Here is a 15,771-nt window from a genome sequence, read left to right on the forward strand (position 1 = left end):
CATGACTACCGGCACACCAGGCGCCGCTGTGCGGGGGGCGTGCGCGCCCGACCCCTCGCCCCGGTTCACCGAGTCGGCGGCCGCCGGCCGGGACCCGGAACCGGTCAAGGAGACACTGCGCTGGCTGGCCGCCCGCAGGGCGGCGCACACCTTCGAGGTGGAACAGGTGCCCTTCGCCCAGATGCGGGGCTGGTCGTTCCGCGCGGACACCGGCGATCTGGGGCACGAGAGCGGGCGCTTCTTCACGGTCGAGGGCCACCGCGTGCACAGCGACTACGGGCCGGTGCCCCGCTGGGAGCAGCCCATCATCAACCAGCCCGAGATCGGCGTGCTGGGTTTCCTCCTCAAGGAGATCGACGGGGTCGTGCAGTGCCTGATGCAGGCCAAGATGGAGCCGGGCAACGCCAACGTCGTCCAGCTCTCGCCCACCGTGCAGGCGACCCGGAGCAACTACTCACGGGTGCACGGCGGCGCGGCGGTCCGCTACCTGGAGTACTTCACCGACCCGGGCCGATCCACCGTCCTGGTCGACGTCCTCCAGTCCGAGCAGGGCTCCTGGTTCCGGGGCAAGCGCAACCGCAACATCGTGGTCGAGGTGCACGAGGACGTCGAGGTGCACGAGGACTACCGCTGGATGCCCGTCGGCACCGTGCAGGAGCTGCTGCACCACGACAACGCCGTGAACATGGACGCCCGGACGGTGCTGTCGTGCATGCCCTTCACCCGCCCGACGACTCCGCCCGGCGGCGGGGAGGCGGCACACCCGCAATTCCGTGCGGCCCTGCGCCGGTCGGTGACCCCTGCCGAGTACGCCCTGCACCCGATGCGGGAGCTGCTGCACTGGTTCACCGACCGCACCGCCCGGCACGACCTGCGCGCCGAGCGCGTACCGCTCGCCGGGATCGAGGGCTGGAGGCGCACCCGCGAGGCGATCAGCCACACCGAGGGGCGGCACTTCTCCGTCATCGGGGCGCGGGTGCGGGCCGGCAGCCGGGAGGTACGGGAGTGGACCCAGCCGCTGCTGGCACCGCACGGGCTCGGTCTCGCGGCGCTCGTGGTCAAGCGCGTGCACGGGGTGCTGCACCTGCTCTTGCACGCGCGTCCGGAGGCCGGGCATCTGCACGGCGTCGAACTCGCCCCCACCGTGCAGTGCACCCCGGACAACTACCGCGGCCTGCCCGCCTGGCACCGGCCGCGCTTTCTGAGCCACATCGAGGCCGTGCCCAGGGACCGGGTGCGCTTCGATGCCGTGCAGTCGGAGGAGGGCGGCAGGTTCCACCGGGCGGAGTGCCGCTACATGATCGTGGAGGCGGGGGACGAGGTCCCCCTCGAGGTGCCGGAGGGCTACCGGTGGTTGGCAGCGCACCAGGTGACACGTCTGCTCGAGCACAGTCACTACCTCAACGTCCAGGCCCGTACCCTCGTGGCCTGCCTGCACAGCCTGTGGTGAGCGCGCGAAAGGCGCCGGTACGGATCGGCGTGCTGGGATGCGGCGGCGTCGCCCTGCGGCGGATGCTGCCGGCGATGGCACGCACGCCGTCCCTCGCGCTCGCGGCCATCGCCAGCCGGGAGCGCGCACGGGCCGAGTCGGCGGCGGCCCGGTTCGGGGCCAGGCCGGTGCACGGGTACGCGCGTGTGCTGGAACGCGAGGACATCGACGCCGTCTATGTGCCGCTCCCGCCGGGGCTGCACGCGGACTGGGCGGCACGGGCGCTGCGCGCCGGCAAGCACGTGCTGGTCGAGAAGCCGATGACCACCACCGCGGACCAGGCGCGGGAGCTGGCCGCTGTGGCCGAGGAACAGCGTGCGGTGCTCATGGAGAGCTTCATGTTCCTGCACCACCCGCAGCACGCGGCGGTCGCACAGCTGGTGGCGCAGGGGGCGATCGGTGAACTGCGCTCGGTCACCGCCGAGTTCGGCTTTCCCCCGCTGCCCGCCGACGACATCCGCTACCGGCCGGAGCTGGGGGGAGGCGCCCTGCTCGACGCCGGCGTCTACACCCTGCGTGCCTCCAGCCTGCTGCTGGGGGCGGTGCCGGCGGTGCTGGGCGCCCAGTTGACCCTCGACCCCGGCACAGGTGTGGACGTGTCGGGCCACGCCCTGCTGGCCGGAGCGGGCGGCGCCGCCTCCCACGTCTCCTTCGGCTTTTGCAACGCCTACCGGTGCCACTACACCCTGTGGGGCAGCACCGGCAGCCTCGTCCTCGACCGGGCGTTCACGCCCGGGCCCGAGCACCGGCCGGTCCTGCGCATCCGGCGGAGGGACGGTGAAAAGGAGGTGAGGCTGCCGGCCGACGACCAGTTCGCGCGGACGGCGGAGCGGTTCGCCGCGCTGGTGCGCGGTGCCGGGGACCCGGCCGCGGAACGCAGCGCCGCCGTGAGCCAGGCCGAGCTCGTCGAGGCCGTACGCGCGGCGGCCGCACGCGCCGGAGGCCGGGGATGACCGCCGCGCCACCGCGAGGGGAGCCGGTCAGCTACCGTGCGGCGCTCGCCCGCTGGCCCAGCGGCGTCGCCGTCGTCACCGCGCGCGACGGCGGGGGGCGGCCGCACGGGTTCACCGCCACCGCCTTCTCCTCCCTCTCGGCCGAGCCGCCGATGGTGCTGGTGTGTTTGAACCGCCAGGCGGACTGCCGGCCCGTCTTCGAGACGGCGGAAGCGATGGCGGTGCACCTGCTGCGCGATGACCAGGCGGCGGTCGCCAGCCGGTTCGCCACCAAGAACGCCGACAAGTACGCGGGCCTGCCCACCTCCTGGGGGCTGGCCGGGGTGCCCCTGCTCACGCAGGCGCTCGCGACGCTCGAGTGTGCCCTCGACCGCCGGATCGAGGCGGGCGACCACCTCATCCTCGTGGGCCGGGTGGAGCGCTGCACGGCCTTCGGCGGGCGGCCTTTGGTCTATTTCTCCCGCACCTTCCACAGCCTGCCGGCCGATTCCCACGTCACAGAGGCGGACAACCATGCCCAGCACTGACACGACACCCCACACCCCTGTCTCCTCCACCGGACTTGCGGAGGCCGCGGCCAAGGCCGCCGCGCTCGCCGGCGAGGCCGCCGCCGAGGCCGACCACCGCCACCGCCTCTCCCCGCAGGTGTCGAACGCCCTGGTCGAGGCCGGATTCGCCCGGCACTTCGTGGGGCCGCGCTGGGGCGGGTCGGCCGCCGCACCGGGGGCGGTGGCCGACCTGCTGGCGGCTTTGACGGCGGTCGGCGCGGAATGCATGTCCGCGGCCTGGTGCGCCGGTGTGCTTACCGCGGTCGGCCGCATGTGCTCCCACCTGCCCCGGGAGGGGCAGCAGGAACTGTGGGGCGACGGGCCCGACGTCCCGCTCGCCGGCTCCCTCGCCCCCGCCGGCACCGTACGCAGCGTGCCCGGCGGGTGGCGGCTGAGCGGCCGGTGGGACTTCGCCAGCGGCGTCGACCACGCGAAGTGGACGATGGTGGGCGCGCTGCTGGCCGGCGACGGTGAACGGCCCGCGCTGCGGCACTTCGTGGTGCCCCGGCACCAGTACGAGGTCCTGGACACCTGGCGCAACGTCGGCCTGCGCGGCACGGGCAGCAACAGCCTGCGCCTGGAGGACGTCCTCGTCCCCGAGCACCGCAGCTTCGCGCACGCCTCCATGCTCACCGGCGACCCCGATCCGGAGGCGCCCCGCATGCACCGCCTCCCGCTGAAGCTGGTCAACGGCCTGTTCTTCGTCGGGCCCGGCGTCGGCGCGGCCGAGGGGGCCCTGGCCCGGTGGACGGAGTGGACCTCGCGGCGCGTGGAGATCAACGGCTCCAAGACCACCTCCCGGCCGGGCGTGAGGATCGCCCTGGCGCAGGCGGCCTCACGCGTGAGCGCGGCGCGCCTGCTGGTGGAGCGCGCCGCGGCCCACGCGGACGCCTGCGAGGTGAGCGAGGAGCTGACGCTGCGTACGACGCGCGACTACTCCACCGCGGTCGACCTGCTGTGCGACGGCGTCAACGGGCTGCTGCGGATGAGCGGCGCCCGGGGCCAGTCGGAGTCGAGCCCGGTGCAGCGGGTATGGCGCGACGTGCACTGCATGGCGGGCCACGGCGCGCTGCAGCCCGACGTCAACGCCGACGGCTGGGGCCGGTACGCGCTGGGCGAAGACTGACCCAAGCAGCCGGGTGCACCAGGAGGCACCGGAGGTGCCGGAGGTGCCACAAGGCGCCGGGGGTGCCGGGGTGCCGGGGTTTCCGGGGGCGGCCCGGCGCAGCCGGCCGCCCCGTTGCCGGGCAGCCGGTCTCCGGGCGTGCGGGCCCTCCCCCGGGCGGGCCGGTCTCAGCCGGAGGCGGCGGCGAACTCGCGGATGGAGGCCGCCACGTAGTCGGTCATCTGCGCGGTGATGCCGGGGAAGACGCCGACCCAGAACGTCGAGGTGGTCGTCACGTCGCTGTTGGTCAACTCGCCCGCGACGCGGAACTCGCGGTCCCGGTAGGCGGGGTGGCGGGTGAGGTTGCCCGCGAACAGCCGCCTGGTGCGGATCTTGCGGGCCTCCAGGAAGTCGACCAGCGCCTTGCGGGTGAAGGGCGCCTGGGGCAGCACCGTGAGGACGAAACCGAACCAGCTCGGGTCGCTGCCGGGCGTCGCCTCGGGCAGCAGCAGCCCCTCCACCCCGCTCAGCCCGTCCCGGAGCCGCTGCCAGTTGCGGCGCCGCGCGGCACCGAACTCCTCCAGCCGGCGCAGCTGGGAGAGGCCGAGCGCGGCCTGCACGTCGGTGGTCTTGAGGTTGTAGCCGACGTGCGAGAAGACGTACTTGTGGTCGTAGCCGGGCGGCAGCGTGCCGAAGCTCTGGTCGAAGCGGCGCAGGCAGCGGTCGTCCTCGCCCGGCTCGCACCAGCAGTCGCGGCCCCAGTCCCGGATCGACTCGACGATCCGGGCCAGCGTCAGGTTGCGGGTCAGGACGCAGCCCCCCTCGCCCATGGTGAGGTGGTGGGCCGGGTAGAAGCTGACCGTCGCCAGGTCCCCGAAACCGCCGGTGAGCCGGCCCTGGTAGGAGGAGCCCACCGCGTCGCAGTTGTCCTCGATCAAAAACAGGCCGTGCCGGCCGGCCAGTTCGGCGACCTCGGCCGCCGGGAACGGGTTGCCGAGCGCGTGCGCCATCATGATGGCCCGGGTGCGCGGGCCGATGGCCTCCTCGATCCGTTCCGCCGTCGTGTTGTAGGTGCCCAGCTCGATGTCGACGAAGACCGGCACCAGCCCGTTTTGCAGGATCGGGTTGACCGTGGTCGGGAAACCCGCCGCGACCGTGATCACCTCGTCGCCGGGCTGCAGCCGGCTGTCCCCCAGCTGCGGTGACGTCAGCGCGCTCAGCGCGAGGAGGTTCGCGGAGGAACCGGAGTTGGTCAGGTGCGCCTTGCGCGTCTTCATCGCGCGGGCGAAACGGCTCTCGAAGGTGCGGGCGTGGCCTCCCGCGGCGATCCGCATGTCCAGTGCGGCCCCGACGTAGGCCACCCGGTCCTCCTCGTCCAGGACCGCTCCCGAGGTCAGGATCGGTGTCCGGCCGGGCACGAACGTCTCCTCGGCCTGCTCCTGGTGCAGTTTCCTGGTCAGTTCCAGCAGTGTGCTGCGTGTGTCCATCGGCTCAGTCAGGCCCTTCTTCGGCGTTGGTGATGGCCTCGCTCCACATGTCCCGGACCGTCTCGTTGCGGCTGTAGCGGGGGCGCCACCCGAGCAGCTCCCCGGCGCGCTGGATGTCCACGGCGAGCCAGTCGATTCCGGCGCTCCTGCCGGTGGCCGCCCCCTCCTCGAGGACCTGCGCGGGCACCCCGCTCGCGGTGACGAGCAGGTCCACCAGCCGGCGTACGGGCACGGCGGAGCCGCTGCCGATGTTGACCGCGCAGCCCGCCGCGGGGGACGCGGCGGCGGCGGCCACGGCAGCGGCGAGGTCCCTGCAGTCCACGACGTCGCGTCGGGCGGTCAGCGGGGCGAGCCGTATGAGTGCGCTGCGTTTCGCGCGGTGCGCTGCACGCAGCGCCGCCTCCACCCGCCCGAGCAGCCCCTCGGGGGGCTGGCCCGGGCCGATGCACGTGGTGGCCCTGAGCACCAGGCCGTCCCACAGCCCGTCGGCCGTGGCGGCCAGGACGGCCTCGCCGCCGCGGAGTTTGCTGGCTCCGTAGGCCGTCGAGGGCTGCAGGGGCGCCCTTTCGGTCAGTCTGTGCCCGTATGGGGGCGGCGCGTACTCGAACACCGTGCCGATCTGGACGAAGCGCAGGCGCCAGGGCACTGCCGCGGCCGCCTCGCGCAGGCGTTCCACGAGCCGCACGTTGGACTCCTCCAAAGCCGCGGCGTCATAGCCCCAGACCGCGCCCGCGGCGTTGACCACGGTCGCGATCCGGTCTCGGAGGAGGAGTTGGCTCAGCGCGGTGACGGGCCCGCGGGCGAGGTCGGCGCGGACCGAGGCGAAACCGGGGGCGGGGCGCCGTGCGACGGACACGACCCGGGCACCGCTGTGCCGCAGCGCGGCACACACGTGCCGCCCCAGGAACCCGCTGCCCCCCAGGACGGCGGTGCCGTGCGGACCCGGCGGTCTCACGAGGCGGGTAGCGCCGCGAGGCGGTCGGCCAGTGCGGCCGGGGCCGGCAGCGCCTCCAGCTCCGCCCGCAGCCCATCCAGCGCCCCGCGGTGCGCTTCGGGTGCCGCGAGCAGGTCGGCGGCGGTCTGGGCCAGCAGTGCGCCGCTGTCGCTCCGGCCGGTCATCACGCCCGCGCCGGCCCGCTCCACGCCGTGCCCGATCTCCGTGCAGATGGGCGAGGGGGGCACGACGATCTGGGGAACGCCGCAAGCGACCGCGGTGAGGGCCGTGCCGGCCCCGCCGTGGTGCACGACCAGGTCGCACTCGGGAAGCAGCATCCGGAAGGGCATGCCGCGCACCACCCGCACCCCCTCGGGCAGCCGTTCCTCCCCGAGCGGGCCGCCCGGCGCCAGGACGATCTCGGCGTCGGTGGCCGCCAGCGACTCCAGCGTCAGGGCGAAGACGTCTTGCACCCCGGGGTCCCGGTAGCGGGCACCGGCGATCCCCGCCGTCACGCACACCCTGGGCCGGCCGGCGCGCCGGGTGAGCCACTCCGGGTGGGTGCCGGCGCCGTTGTAGGGCACGCAGCGCACCGGCAGCCGCCGCACAGGGCTGCCGTCCGGCGGCCGCATCGCGGGCGGGCACGGGTCCACCCATCCGGCCGGTTCGACGGCGGCCGTACCGTATTTCTCGAACAGCCGCAGGTAGGCCGGCAGCGGCTGGCCGTCGCGGTCGGCGGTGGGGCTGTGCAGGGTGCTGCCGATCTCCCAGCCGTGGCCCACGGCAGGCACCCCGAGACGGGCTGCGAGAACGGGCCCCGCCATGGCCAGGACGTCGTGCACGACCAGGTCGGGGCGCCACCAGGTGCCGAAGGCCACGAGGTCGTCCAAGACCAGCTCGGCTGCGGCGCACTGCTTGTCATACAGCGCCCGCACCACCCGCCGCTGGTCCGGGGCGAGCAGGTCGAGGTGGGCCGACCAGCCGCTGGGCCAGCGGGCGGGCCGGCCCCACTGGGCCAGCTCGGGCGGTGCCGGCAGCGCCGCGAGCGCGGCCTGGTCACCGACGCCGACAAAGGACAGACCGCTGCCCAGCACCGCCTTTCGGCAAGACGGCGGGCCGGCCACCCGGACCTCGTGACCGGCGGCCTGGAAGGCCCAGGCCAGCGGCACCATGGGCAGCAGATGCCCGGGCGCCGCCCAGGTCACGAACAGCACGCGCATACGTCCTCACCTCGCCCGGAACATGCGGCACCCGGTCGGCGCCGTGCCGCCCCAGCTTCATCGCCGCGGCTCAAGCGGGCCTGGAACGGCGGTCCAGAGCCGCAGGACGGCCGGGAGAGCAGACCGGGCCGCGTGCCAGGGCGCGGGGCCGTGTCAGCGGCGTGTCAGCGGTCTGCCAGGCCTGCTTCCTAGCGTGCCAAGGACTCGTTGCGCACGTGCTCCCGCACACCCCGGGGAGCGGAGAGGGAGATACCTGTGACAGCCGCAATCCAGGCCACGGGCCTGGCCAAACGCTTCGGCGGGACGACCGCGGTGGCCTGCGTCGATCTGGAGGTCGAGGCGGGCACCGTGCTCGGCCTGCTCGGCCCGAACGGCGCGGGCAAGACGACCGTGGTCCGCATGCTCGCCACCCTGCTGCGCCCCGACGCGGGGCAGGCGTTCGTGCACGGGCACGACGTCGCCCGCCAGGCCGACCGGGTACGCGAGATCATCGGGCTCACCGGCCAGTTCGCGGCCGTCGACGACGGGCTCACCGGCATCGAGAACCTGCTCTTCCTCGGCCGGCTGCTGGGTATCCCCCGGTCCCAGGCGCGTGAGACGGCGCGAAGCCTGCTGGAGCGCTTCAGCCTCACCGAGGCCGCCGACCGCCCGGCCAAGACCTACTCCGGCGGCATGCGCAGGAGGCTGGATCTGGCGGCCTGCCTGGTGGGCCGGCCCAAGGTGATCTTCCTCGACGAGCCGACCACCGGCCTGGACCCCAACGCGCGTGACGAACTGTGGGAGATCATCCGCGGCGAGGTGGGCCGCGGGGTGAGCGTCCTGCTGACCACCCAGTACCTGGAGGAGGCCGACCAGCTGGCCGACGACATCGTCGTCATCAACCAGGGCTCCGTGGTCGCTCAAGGCACCCCGCAGACACTCAAGCAGGAGGTCGGCCGGCCGACCCTCCAGGTCCGCCCCCTCAGCGGCACCGACCTGGCACGCACCGCCGACGTGGTCACCCAAGCCACCGGCGAGCACACCCTGGAAGGCCGGACCGTCAAGACCCGCGTGCCCGACACCGGGGCGCTGTCCGGCGTCGTGCGCGCCCTGGACGAGGCGGGCATCGAGGTCGCCGAACTCTCCATCAGGGAGCCCAGTCTCGACGAGGTCTTCAAGCAGCTGACAGTGACAGGAGCGACGGCATGACGGCCACCATCCCCCCGGCCCGGACCGTGCCGCCCCCGCAGGGCCAAGGCGGCAGGCGGGGCCCGGGCCACGCCGTGCGGCAGAGCGCCACGGTCGCCTGGCGGCAGCTCGTACAGATCAAGCACAATCCCGAGCAGCTCGTCGAAGTCGGTATCCAGCCGGTGATGTTCGTGGTGCTGTTCGCCTTCGTGCTGGCCGGGCAGATGGCCGGCTCACGCCACGCGTACCTGCAGTTCGTGGTGCCGGGGCTGATCGTGCAAAGCGCCGTGCTGGTGACCGCGCGCACCGCCATCGCCACGAACACCGACGTGACCAAGGGGCTCTTCGACCGGTTCCGCAGCCTGCCGATCTCCCGGACGGCGCCGCTGATCGGCCGGATCGCCGCCGACTACGTGATGCTGGTGTGGTCGGTGGTCCTGCTGCTCGCCGCCGGCATGCTGCTCAGCTTCCGCATCGAGACGAGCTGGACGCAGCTGATCCCGATGTTCCTTTTGCTGCTCGTCTTCACCTTCGCGCTGTCCTGGGCCTCGGTCCTGGCCGGCCTGCTGGCCTCCAACCCCGAGAACGTCCAGGCCCTGGCCTTCGGCCTGATGCTGCCGCTGACCTTCATCAGCAACGCGTTCGTCCGCGTGGAGACGATGCCGGGCTGGCTGCAGGCGATCGTGAAGTACAACCCGGTGTCGATGCTCGCGGACTCCATCCGCGGCCTCCTGGTCGCCGGACCCGTGGCCGAGCCGGTGACCAAGACGCTGATCGCCTCCGCTCTTGTGCTGGTCGTCTTCGCTCCGCTGGCGCTGCGCGCCTACCACCGCGAGCGCTGAGGGAGCCGGGGATGCGTACGCTCGTCGTCGGCCTCGTGCCCAGCCATTTCCTGTCCATGGTCCCGACCGCCTGGGCCCTGCGCGCCGCCGGCCACCAGGTGCTGGTCGCCGGGCCGCCCGCGGTGGTGGAACAGGCCGCCGGCGCCGGGTTCTCCGGCGTCGCCGTGAACGAGCCGCCCGGCCGCCGCGTCAGCCGGGCGGCCGCGCCCTCGGGGCTGCCGGGCGCGGCCCCCGACTGGGGCGCGCTGGAGGAGCGCTGGCGAGAACGGGTCGACGGCGTCCTGGACGCACACCTGGCGGCGGCCCGCGCCTGGAAGCCCGACCTCCTCCTGGTCGACCCGCTGGAGTTCAGCGGCCTGATCGTCGCGGCGGCGCTGCACATCCCCGCGGTGGTGCACCGCTGGGGGCCGGACCGGATCAGCTCCCAGTCGATCCCCCGGGCCATCGACGCACTCGCCGCAGTGGCCGCCGCCCGCGGCGTCGTGGACGGTCTGGCCGCCCCGGCGCTGGTGCTCGACCCCTGCCCGCCCAGCCTCCAGTGCCCGCAGGCTTCGGCAGCCCAGCCGATACGCTTCGTGCCGTTCAACGGGGCGGGCTCGCCGCCCGCGTGGGCCCGGCGCAGGGAAGGCCGGCGCAGGCTGTGCGTCTCCTTCGGCGGACAGACCCGGATGCTGTCCGAGCCGGCCGTGTGGAAATCGCTGGTGAACAGGCTCGATGCGGTGCCCGGCCTGGAGTCGGTCCTCACCGCGGTGCCGCACCAGGAAAGCCCGCTCCCCGACTCCGTACGCGCCTGCGGCCGGGTGCCGCTGGACCTGTTTTTGGGCGGCTGCGACGCGCTGCTGCACCACGGCGGCGCCGGCACGGCCCTGACCGGCCTCGCCCTGGGCGTGCCGCAGCTGGTGCTGGCCCAGCCGAACCCGTCGTGGGCGGCGGTCGGCGAACGGATCGCAGCGCGCGGCACCGGCCTGGTGCTGGAGCCCTCGGCGGTGCTCTCGCAGGAGTCGCCGGAGGGGCTGCGCCACGCCGTGGAAGAGGTCTGCACCGACCCCGGCTACCGCCAGGCCGCCGCCGCGGTGGCGCAGGAGATGCGCCGTCTGCCCTCCCCCGCGGGCATCGTGCCGCTTTTGACCGAGCTGGCAAAGGCGCCGGTCAGCGGCTGAGCCCGAAGCCTGCTGCGGCGAACTCCTCGGCGGCGGCCACCTCCACCGGGCCGGCCGCCGCGTACCGTTCGGCGCCCAGGGCGCTGCGGACGGCCGCCGTGATCCGCCGCACGTCGGGCTCGGTCTCCAGCGCCTCGCCCCGCACCGTGGAAGCCGTCCGCAGCAAGGCCGCCGCTTGCTGGTGCTCGCCCCGGCTCGAGGCCAGGTCCGCGGCGAGCACCAGCACCCGGGCCCGCAGCCCGGCCTCGCCGACCTCGCGGGCGAGCTCCACCGCCGCCGCGCACGCCTCCGCGGCGGCCTGTGTGCGGCCCTCGGCCACGGCCAGGTGTCCCCGGCTGACGAGCACCGCCGGCCGGTACCCCACCCCCCTGCCGTGCCGTGTCACCTCCGCCAGGGCACGGTCGAGCAGGCCGCGGGCCTCCTTCAGCCTGCCCTCGGCGCGCCGCAGGTCGCCGCGCGCATGGTGCACCACGCCCAGCACCTCGCCCAGGCCCAGCCGCGCGGCCTCCGTCTCGGCGTCCGTCAGGCACCCCTCGGAGGCCTGGAAGGCGCCGACCCTGGCGTGTTCGGTGGCCAGCCGCACCAGCAGCATCGGCGCGTCCTCCACATCGCCCAGCTCGGTGACCGCGCGCAACGCCTCCTGCAGCGCGCTCACCGCCCCGAGGTGGTCGCCCAGCGCGCTGTCCGACTCGGCCAGCGCCGAGAGCGTGTAGGCCAGGCCGAGTCGTTCGCCGACCTGGCGGAAACCCTCCAAAGCGGCGAGCAGTTCGCCCCGCGCCGCACTCGGCTGCCCCGCGTTGGCCAGCATCCGGGCACGGAGCATACGGGCGAGCGCCGCGAGCCACGGATCGGTGTGCCCTCCCAGCTCCCGCAGCAGTTCACTGACCCGCTCGGGAGAGCTTGAGGCGAGCGAGCCAAGGACGCCGGCCACCACCAGTACCGGATGCGCAGCGGCCTGGGAGGCGGACATCCCCTGCACCAGGTCAAGCGCCTCGAACAGGTAGCCGACGCCCTCCTGGCGGCCGAGCAGCGCGCCTTGCTGCAGCCCTCCCACCACGCAGACGATGGCCCGCTCCACCGGCCTGCCACCGCCGGGGCGGGCCAGGACACGCCGCGTCCACTCGGCCCCCTCGGTGCGCCGGCCGCTCAGCAGCCAAAACCACTCCAGGGAGGCCACCAGGCACAGCGGCAGTTCGGGCGGCGCCTCCTTCAGCGACCAGCGCAAGGCGGCATACAGGTCGTCCACAAGCAGGGTGAGCGCCGCCAGTTCCTGCGTCTGCTCCCCCCGGCGCAGCCGTGGCTCGGCGGCCTGCGCGATCTCAAGCAGCGTCGTTGCGTGCCGCCGGCGCAGCGCGCTCTGCTCGCCGGCCGCCGCGAGCCGCTCGCCCGCGTAGAGCCGTACCGTCTCCGGCATGCGGTAGCCGGTCCGCCCCTGCGCCTGGTCGGTCTGCACGATGGACTTGGCCACGAGCGAGGACAGCAGCTGCTCCAGCTCGCCGGCTGCCGGGAGGTCTGCCGTCCCCGCGCCGGTGCAGACCCGCTCGATGAGCGGCAGTTCGACGCGGCCGGCGAAGACCGCCAGACGGCGGGCGAGTGTCTGCTCCGCCTGGTCCAGCAGCTCCCAGCTCCAGTCCGTGACCGTGCGCAGGGTGCGCTGCCTGCGGTCCCCCGAGCCGCCCTCGGGCTCCAGGAGCCGGAAGCGGTCATCCAGACGGCTGCGGATCTCCTGGGCCGACAGCGACAGCAGGCGGGCGGCGGCCAGCTCGAGGGCCAGCGGCAGACCGTCCAGGGAGCGGCAGATCACCACGACCGGCCCGACGGTTGCGCAGTCCAGCACGAAGGACGGGCGCACGGCCGTGGCACGGTCGGTGAACAGGCGGACGGCGGGCGAGGCGGCCGCCTGGGCGAGCGAGCAGTCGGGCTGCGGCAGCGGCAGCCCGCCCAGGTGGTGCAGCCGCTCGCCGTGCACACCCAGCGGCTGGCGGCCGGCGGCCAGGACCCGCAGCTGCGGGCAGGCGCTCAGCAGTTCGGCCGTGAACCGGGCGACCGCGCCCACCAGGTGCTCGCAGTTGTCCAGGACGAGGAGCCCGCGGCCCTCGCCGAGCAGGCCGGTCAGCCGCTGCATCACCAACTCGTGCGGCGCCTGCGCGAACTCGGCCGCAAGCAGTCCCCCCTCGCCGACCCCGGTGGCGCGCAGGACGGCGCCCGGCACGTGCGAGGGGTCGCGTACGGCGGCGAGTTCGACCATCCACACCGGATCGCCCGCCGTCTGAACGCGGCGCGCCGACTCGATAGCCACCCGCGTCTTGCCGACACCGCCCGGCCCCACGACGGTGACCAGCCGCCCGTGGTGCAGCAGTTCCCCCACGCGCCGCACGTCCGCTTCCCGGCCGACGAGTCCGGTCAGCGGCGCGGGCAGCCGCCCCCCGCCGCCCGGGGCCATACGCACCGACGCCGCGGGCGGGGGCGGGGGGGCGGCTTGGCCGCGCAGGACGTCCAGGTAGGTCTGCTGGAGTTCGGCCGAGGGGTCGATGCCGAACGCCTGGGAGAGCCGCTGGCGGGCGTCGTCGTAGACGGCGAGCGCATCGGTCTGGCGGCCCGCCGCCTGCAGGGCCCGCATCAGCAGAGCGTGGGTGCGCTCCCGGAAGGGGTCCTGAAAGACGAGTCCGCTCAGCTCGGCCACGAGCGAGGCACCGCCGCCCGCCTCCAGTTCGGCCTCGATACGGTCCTCCAGGGCCCGCCAGCGCAGTTCCCCCAGACGGGCGGCGTGGGCGCGTACCGTGCGGCTGTCGGCCAGACCGGACAGGGCCGGGCCCCGCCACAGGCCGAGTCCCTCACGCAGCAGGTCCAGCCGCCGCGCGCGGTCGCCGCGTGCCGCGGCGGCGGCGTGCACCAGCGCCTCGAAGCGCAGCGCGTCGACCGCTTCGCGGTCGAGCACCAGACGGTAGCCGCCGGCCCCGGAGGCGACGGTCACCCCCGGCAGCGACCTGCGCAGCCGGGAGACCAGCGCCTGCAGGGCGTTGTCCGGGGCTTGGGGCGGCTCCTGGTCCCAGAGGGCTTCGAGCAGTTGCGTGCGCGAGACCTCACGGCCGGCGCCCAGCGCGAGCACCGCGAGCAGCGTCCGCAGCCGGGACCCGCGCACCTCCAGGGGGCCGGAGGGGGAATGCACCTGCAAAGGGCCCAGGACGCTGACGGCGGTACCGGCTGGCATGGCCTCATTCTGCCGCACCCCGGAACCGGCACCCGGGGGCCTTGACGCCACCTTTGCCGGCCGGCGGCTACACGGCGGTGATCTCAGGGAGAGGGAAGACGAGCCGGCCGCCGCCGCGCAGATACGCCTGCTCCCGCTCGACGAAGCCGTCACGGTAGATCCAGGGCAGCACCAAAAGCTGGTCGGGCGCAAGGGACTTGGCCTGCGCCTCGGAGACGACGGGGATGCCCGTGCCCGGCGTGAAATGGCCGTCCTTGTCCTTGTTGACCTCGCCGATACACGGCAGGTCCCGTTCGGTGAGCCCGCAGTACTGCAAAATCACGTTGCCCTTCGTCGAGGCACCGTACCCGACCGTGAGCTTGCCCGACCTGCGGGAGGCATCGAGGAACTCCACCAGTGCGTCCCGGTGCTCGACAGCCGCGCGCGCGAACGCCTCGAACGGCGCCATGGACTCCAGACCCAACGCGGCCTCCCGGGCCCTGATACGCCCCAGCGCCGCCTCATCGACACCGTAGCGGCCGGGGTTCTTGGCCAGCACGAGGCACAGGCTCCCGCCGTACACGTCATTGACCTCGGCCCGGATCACGGCCAGGCCCACCCGCTGGGCCATCCACTCGATCTGGCGCAGCGCGTAGTACTCCAGATGCTCATGGCAGACCACGTCGTAGGCGTTGGCCTCCAGCATCGCCGGCATGTAGCTCTGCTCCAGCAGCCACACCCCGTCCTCGTCGAGGACATCGTGCACGTCCTGCATGAAGCCCAAAGGGTCGGGCAGATCGTAGAACATCGCCACCGAGGTGACGATCTTCGCCCGGCGGGAGCCGAACTCCCGCTCGAAGACCTCCCGGGAGAAGAACTCCGAAAGCAGCCTCACCTGCGCAGGGTAGTACTCGCGCAGATAGTCGCCGGTCGGATCGATACCCACGAGCGTCGGGCCGTCCTGCGGATAGCCGCGCAGCAGGGTCGCATCGTTGCTGCCGATGTCCAGCACGATGTCGCCGGGACCGGGCCCGGCCAGCGCGGTGAGCCCGGCGGCCTTGGACGCCAGGTGCCCGACCATGAACTCACCCAGCCCGGAACGGTACCCATACCCCTGGCCGTACATCAGCCCGAAATCGGCGGTATGGCGCAGCTGGACCAGACCACACCCCCCAGGAGAACAGCGCACCAGCTCCAGCGGCACAGCCGGGACACGCTCGTGGCGGGAACGCGGGAAGACACCGGTCAGGGCCTGGTCACCCAGGTCGAGTATCGGCACCAGCGTGCGGTTGCCGCAGACACGGCACTCGGTCAGGGTCATCACTACTCCAGGACATCAACCATCAACCATCAACCATCGACCGGCGGCCGCCGGTGCCGGTGCCGGTGCCGGTGGCACCGCGTGCTCCGCGGCCCCACGAACCTAAAAGCACACCCACGAGGGACACTCGAGCCACAGTAGAAACCCCCAAGGCCACCCCGAACACCCACGAGGCACACCCCCCGAACACCCACGAGGCACACCCCCCGGACACCCACGAGGCACAACCCCCGACACCCACGGGGCAAGCCCCGGACACCCGCGGGGCGCGACCCCGGCGGCCCGGACACCCGTGGGACGCAGCCCCGAACACGCACGGGGCACAGCCCCCGGACACCCGCGAGGCACAACCCCC

General features: G+C 73.7%; 12 protein-coding genes. 7 read left to right on the top strand and 5 right to left on the bottom strand.

The window, feature by feature from the left end; translation table 11 throughout:
* The first annotated feature begins 1 nt into the window (after window position 1).
* From H297_RS38360 to H297_RS42085, 4 genes are read left to right on the top strand one after another with little or no spacing between them, the layout of a single operon-like run.
* Window positions 2-1,450: an NDP-hexose 2,3-dehydratase family protein gene (locus H297_RS38360; protein ID WP_078514591.1), complete on the top strand. Its 1,449-nt coding sequence runs from the start codon at window positions 2-4 to the stop codon at window positions 1,448-1,450.
* Window positions 1,447-2,442: a Gfo/Idh/MocA family protein gene (locus tag H297_RS0125465; protein ID WP_027739360.1), complete on the top strand. Its 996-nt coding sequence runs from the start codon at window positions 1,447-1,449 to the stop codon at window positions 2,440-2,442. Before H297_RS38360 ends, H297_RS0125465 begins: the two co-directional genes overlap by 4 nt.
* Entirely contained in the window at window positions 2,439-2,969 is a 531-nt protein-coding gene (locus tag H297_RS38365) for a flavin reductase family protein (RefSeq protein ID WP_051352173.1), read from the top strand. Before H297_RS0125465 ends, H297_RS38365 begins: the two co-directional genes overlap by 4 nt.
* Window positions 2,956-4,116 (top strand): acyl-CoA dehydrogenase family protein, encoded by a 1,161-nt coding sequence (locus H297_RS42085; protein WP_037795427.1) that lies wholly within the window; start codon window positions 2,956-2,958, stop codon window positions 4,114-4,116. Before H297_RS38365 ends, H297_RS42085 begins: the two co-directional genes overlap by 14 nt.
* A gap of 167 nt (window positions 4,117-4,283) precedes the next feature.
* Here H297_RS42085 and rfbH read toward each other — a convergent pair whose 3' ends face one another.
* Genes rfbH through H297_RS0125490 form a run of 3 tightly spaced genes read right to left on the bottom strand, consistent with a single transcriptional unit; the run spans window position 4,284 to window position 7,736 of the window.
* The gene (gene rfbH / locus H297_RS0125480) at window positions 4,284-5,582 is read right to left on the bottom strand and encodes a lipopolysaccharide biosynthesis protein RfbH (RefSeq protein WP_027739361.1); all 1,299 of its coding nucleotides are present in this window, start codon (window positions 5,580-5,582) and stop codon (window positions 4,284-4,286) included.
* A gap of 4 nt (window positions 5,583-5,586) precedes the next feature.
* Entirely contained in the window at window positions 5,587-6,537 is a 951-nt protein-coding gene (locus H297_RS0125485) for an NAD-dependent epimerase/dehydratase family protein (protein ID WP_027739362.1), read from the bottom strand.
* Entirely contained in the window at window positions 6,534-7,736 is a 1,203-nt protein-coding gene (locus tag H297_RS0125490) for a nucleotide disphospho-sugar-binding domain-containing protein (RefSeq protein WP_027739363.1), read from the bottom strand. The genes H297_RS0125485 and H297_RS0125490 overlap by 4 nt, the downstream gene beginning before the upstream one ends.
* A gap of 255 nt (window positions 7,737-7,991) precedes the next feature.
* On the opposite strand from H297_RS0125490, the gene H297_RS38375 reads away from it, so the two are divergent.
* Genes H297_RS38375 through H297_RS0125505 form a run of 3 tightly spaced genes read left to right on the top strand, consistent with a single transcriptional unit; the run spans window position 7,992 to window position 10,905 of the window.
* On the top strand, window positions 7,992-8,924 hold the full coding sequence (locus H297_RS38375) for a daunorubicin resistance protein DrrA family ABC transporter ATP-binding protein (RefSeq protein WP_037795428.1): 933 nt from the start codon (window positions 7,992-7,994) through the stop codon (window positions 8,922-8,924).
* The gene (locus H297_RS0125500; protein WP_027739364.1) at window positions 8,921-9,745 is read left to right on the top strand and encodes an ABC transporter permease; all 825 of its coding nucleotides are present in this window, start codon (window positions 8,921-8,923) and stop codon (window positions 9,743-9,745) included. Before H297_RS38375 ends, H297_RS0125500 begins: the two co-directional genes overlap by 4 nt.
* Window positions 9,746-9,756: 11 nt before the next feature.
* Window positions 9,757-10,905: a nucleotide disphospho-sugar-binding domain-containing protein gene (locus H297_RS0125505; RefSeq protein WP_027739365.1), complete on the top strand. Its 1,149-nt coding sequence runs from the start codon at window positions 9,757-9,759 to the stop codon at window positions 10,903-10,905.
* Here the strand turns inward: H297_RS0125505 and H297_RS38380 are convergent.
* Both H297_RS38380 and H297_RS0125515 read right to left on the bottom strand, forming a co-directional pair.
* A complete protein-coding gene (locus tag H297_RS38380) occupies window positions 10,895-14,116 on the bottom strand; it encodes a BTAD domain-containing putative transcriptional regulator (RefSeq protein ID WP_051352174.1) in 3,222 nt (1,073 codons plus the stop codon). The two genes, H297_RS0125505 and H297_RS38380, sit on opposite strands and share 11 nt — an antisense overlap.
* A gap of 67 nt (window positions 14,117-14,183) precedes the next feature.
* Window positions 14,184-15,416: a class I SAM-dependent methyltransferase gene (locus H297_RS0125515; RefSeq protein ID WP_027739366.1), complete on the bottom strand. Its 1,233-nt coding sequence runs from the start codon at window positions 15,414-15,416 to the stop codon at window positions 14,184-14,186.
* Window positions 15,417-15,771 lie beyond the last annotated feature (355 nt).

It is taken from the genome of Streptomyces sp. CNT360 (assembly GCF_000424785.1).

Bases quoted from the DNA above. Each gene is read 5' to 3' on its own strand.
- H297_RS0125515 (WP_027739366.1), bottom strand. From the start codon at position 15,416: ATGACCCTGACCGAGTGCCGTGTCTGCGGCAACCGCACGCTGGTGCCG.
- H297_RS38365 (WP_051352173.1), top strand. From the start codon at position 2,439: ATGACCGCCGCGCCACCGCGAGGGGAGCCGGTCAGCTACCGTGCGGCG.
- H297_RS0125490 (WP_027739363.1), bottom strand. From the start codon at position 7,736: ATGCGCGTGCTGTTCGTGACCTGGGCGGCGCCCGGGCATCTGCTGCCC.
- H297_RS38380 (WP_051352174.1), bottom strand. From the start codon at position 14,116: ATGCCAGCCGGTACCGCCGTCAGCGTCCTGGGCCCTTTGCAGGTGCAT.
- H297_RS42085 (WP_037795427.1), top strand. From the start codon at position 2,956: ATGCCCAGCACTGACACGACACCCCACACCCCTGTCTCCTCCACCGGA.
- rfbH (WP_027739361.1), bottom strand. From the start codon at position 5,582: ATGGACACACGCAGCACACTGCTGGAACTGACCAGGAAACTGCACCAG.
- H297_RS0125505 (WP_027739365.1), top strand. From the start codon at position 9,757: ATGCGTACGCTCGTCGTCGGCCTCGTGCCCAGCCATTTCCTGTCCATG.
- H297_RS0125500 (WP_027739364.1), top strand. From the start codon at position 8,921: ATGACGGCCACCATCCCCCCGGCCCGGACCGTGCCGCCCCCGCAGGGC.
- H297_RS38360 (WP_078514591.1), top strand. From the start codon at position 2: ATGACTACCGGCACACCAGGCGCCGCTGTGCGGGGGGCGTGCGCGCCC.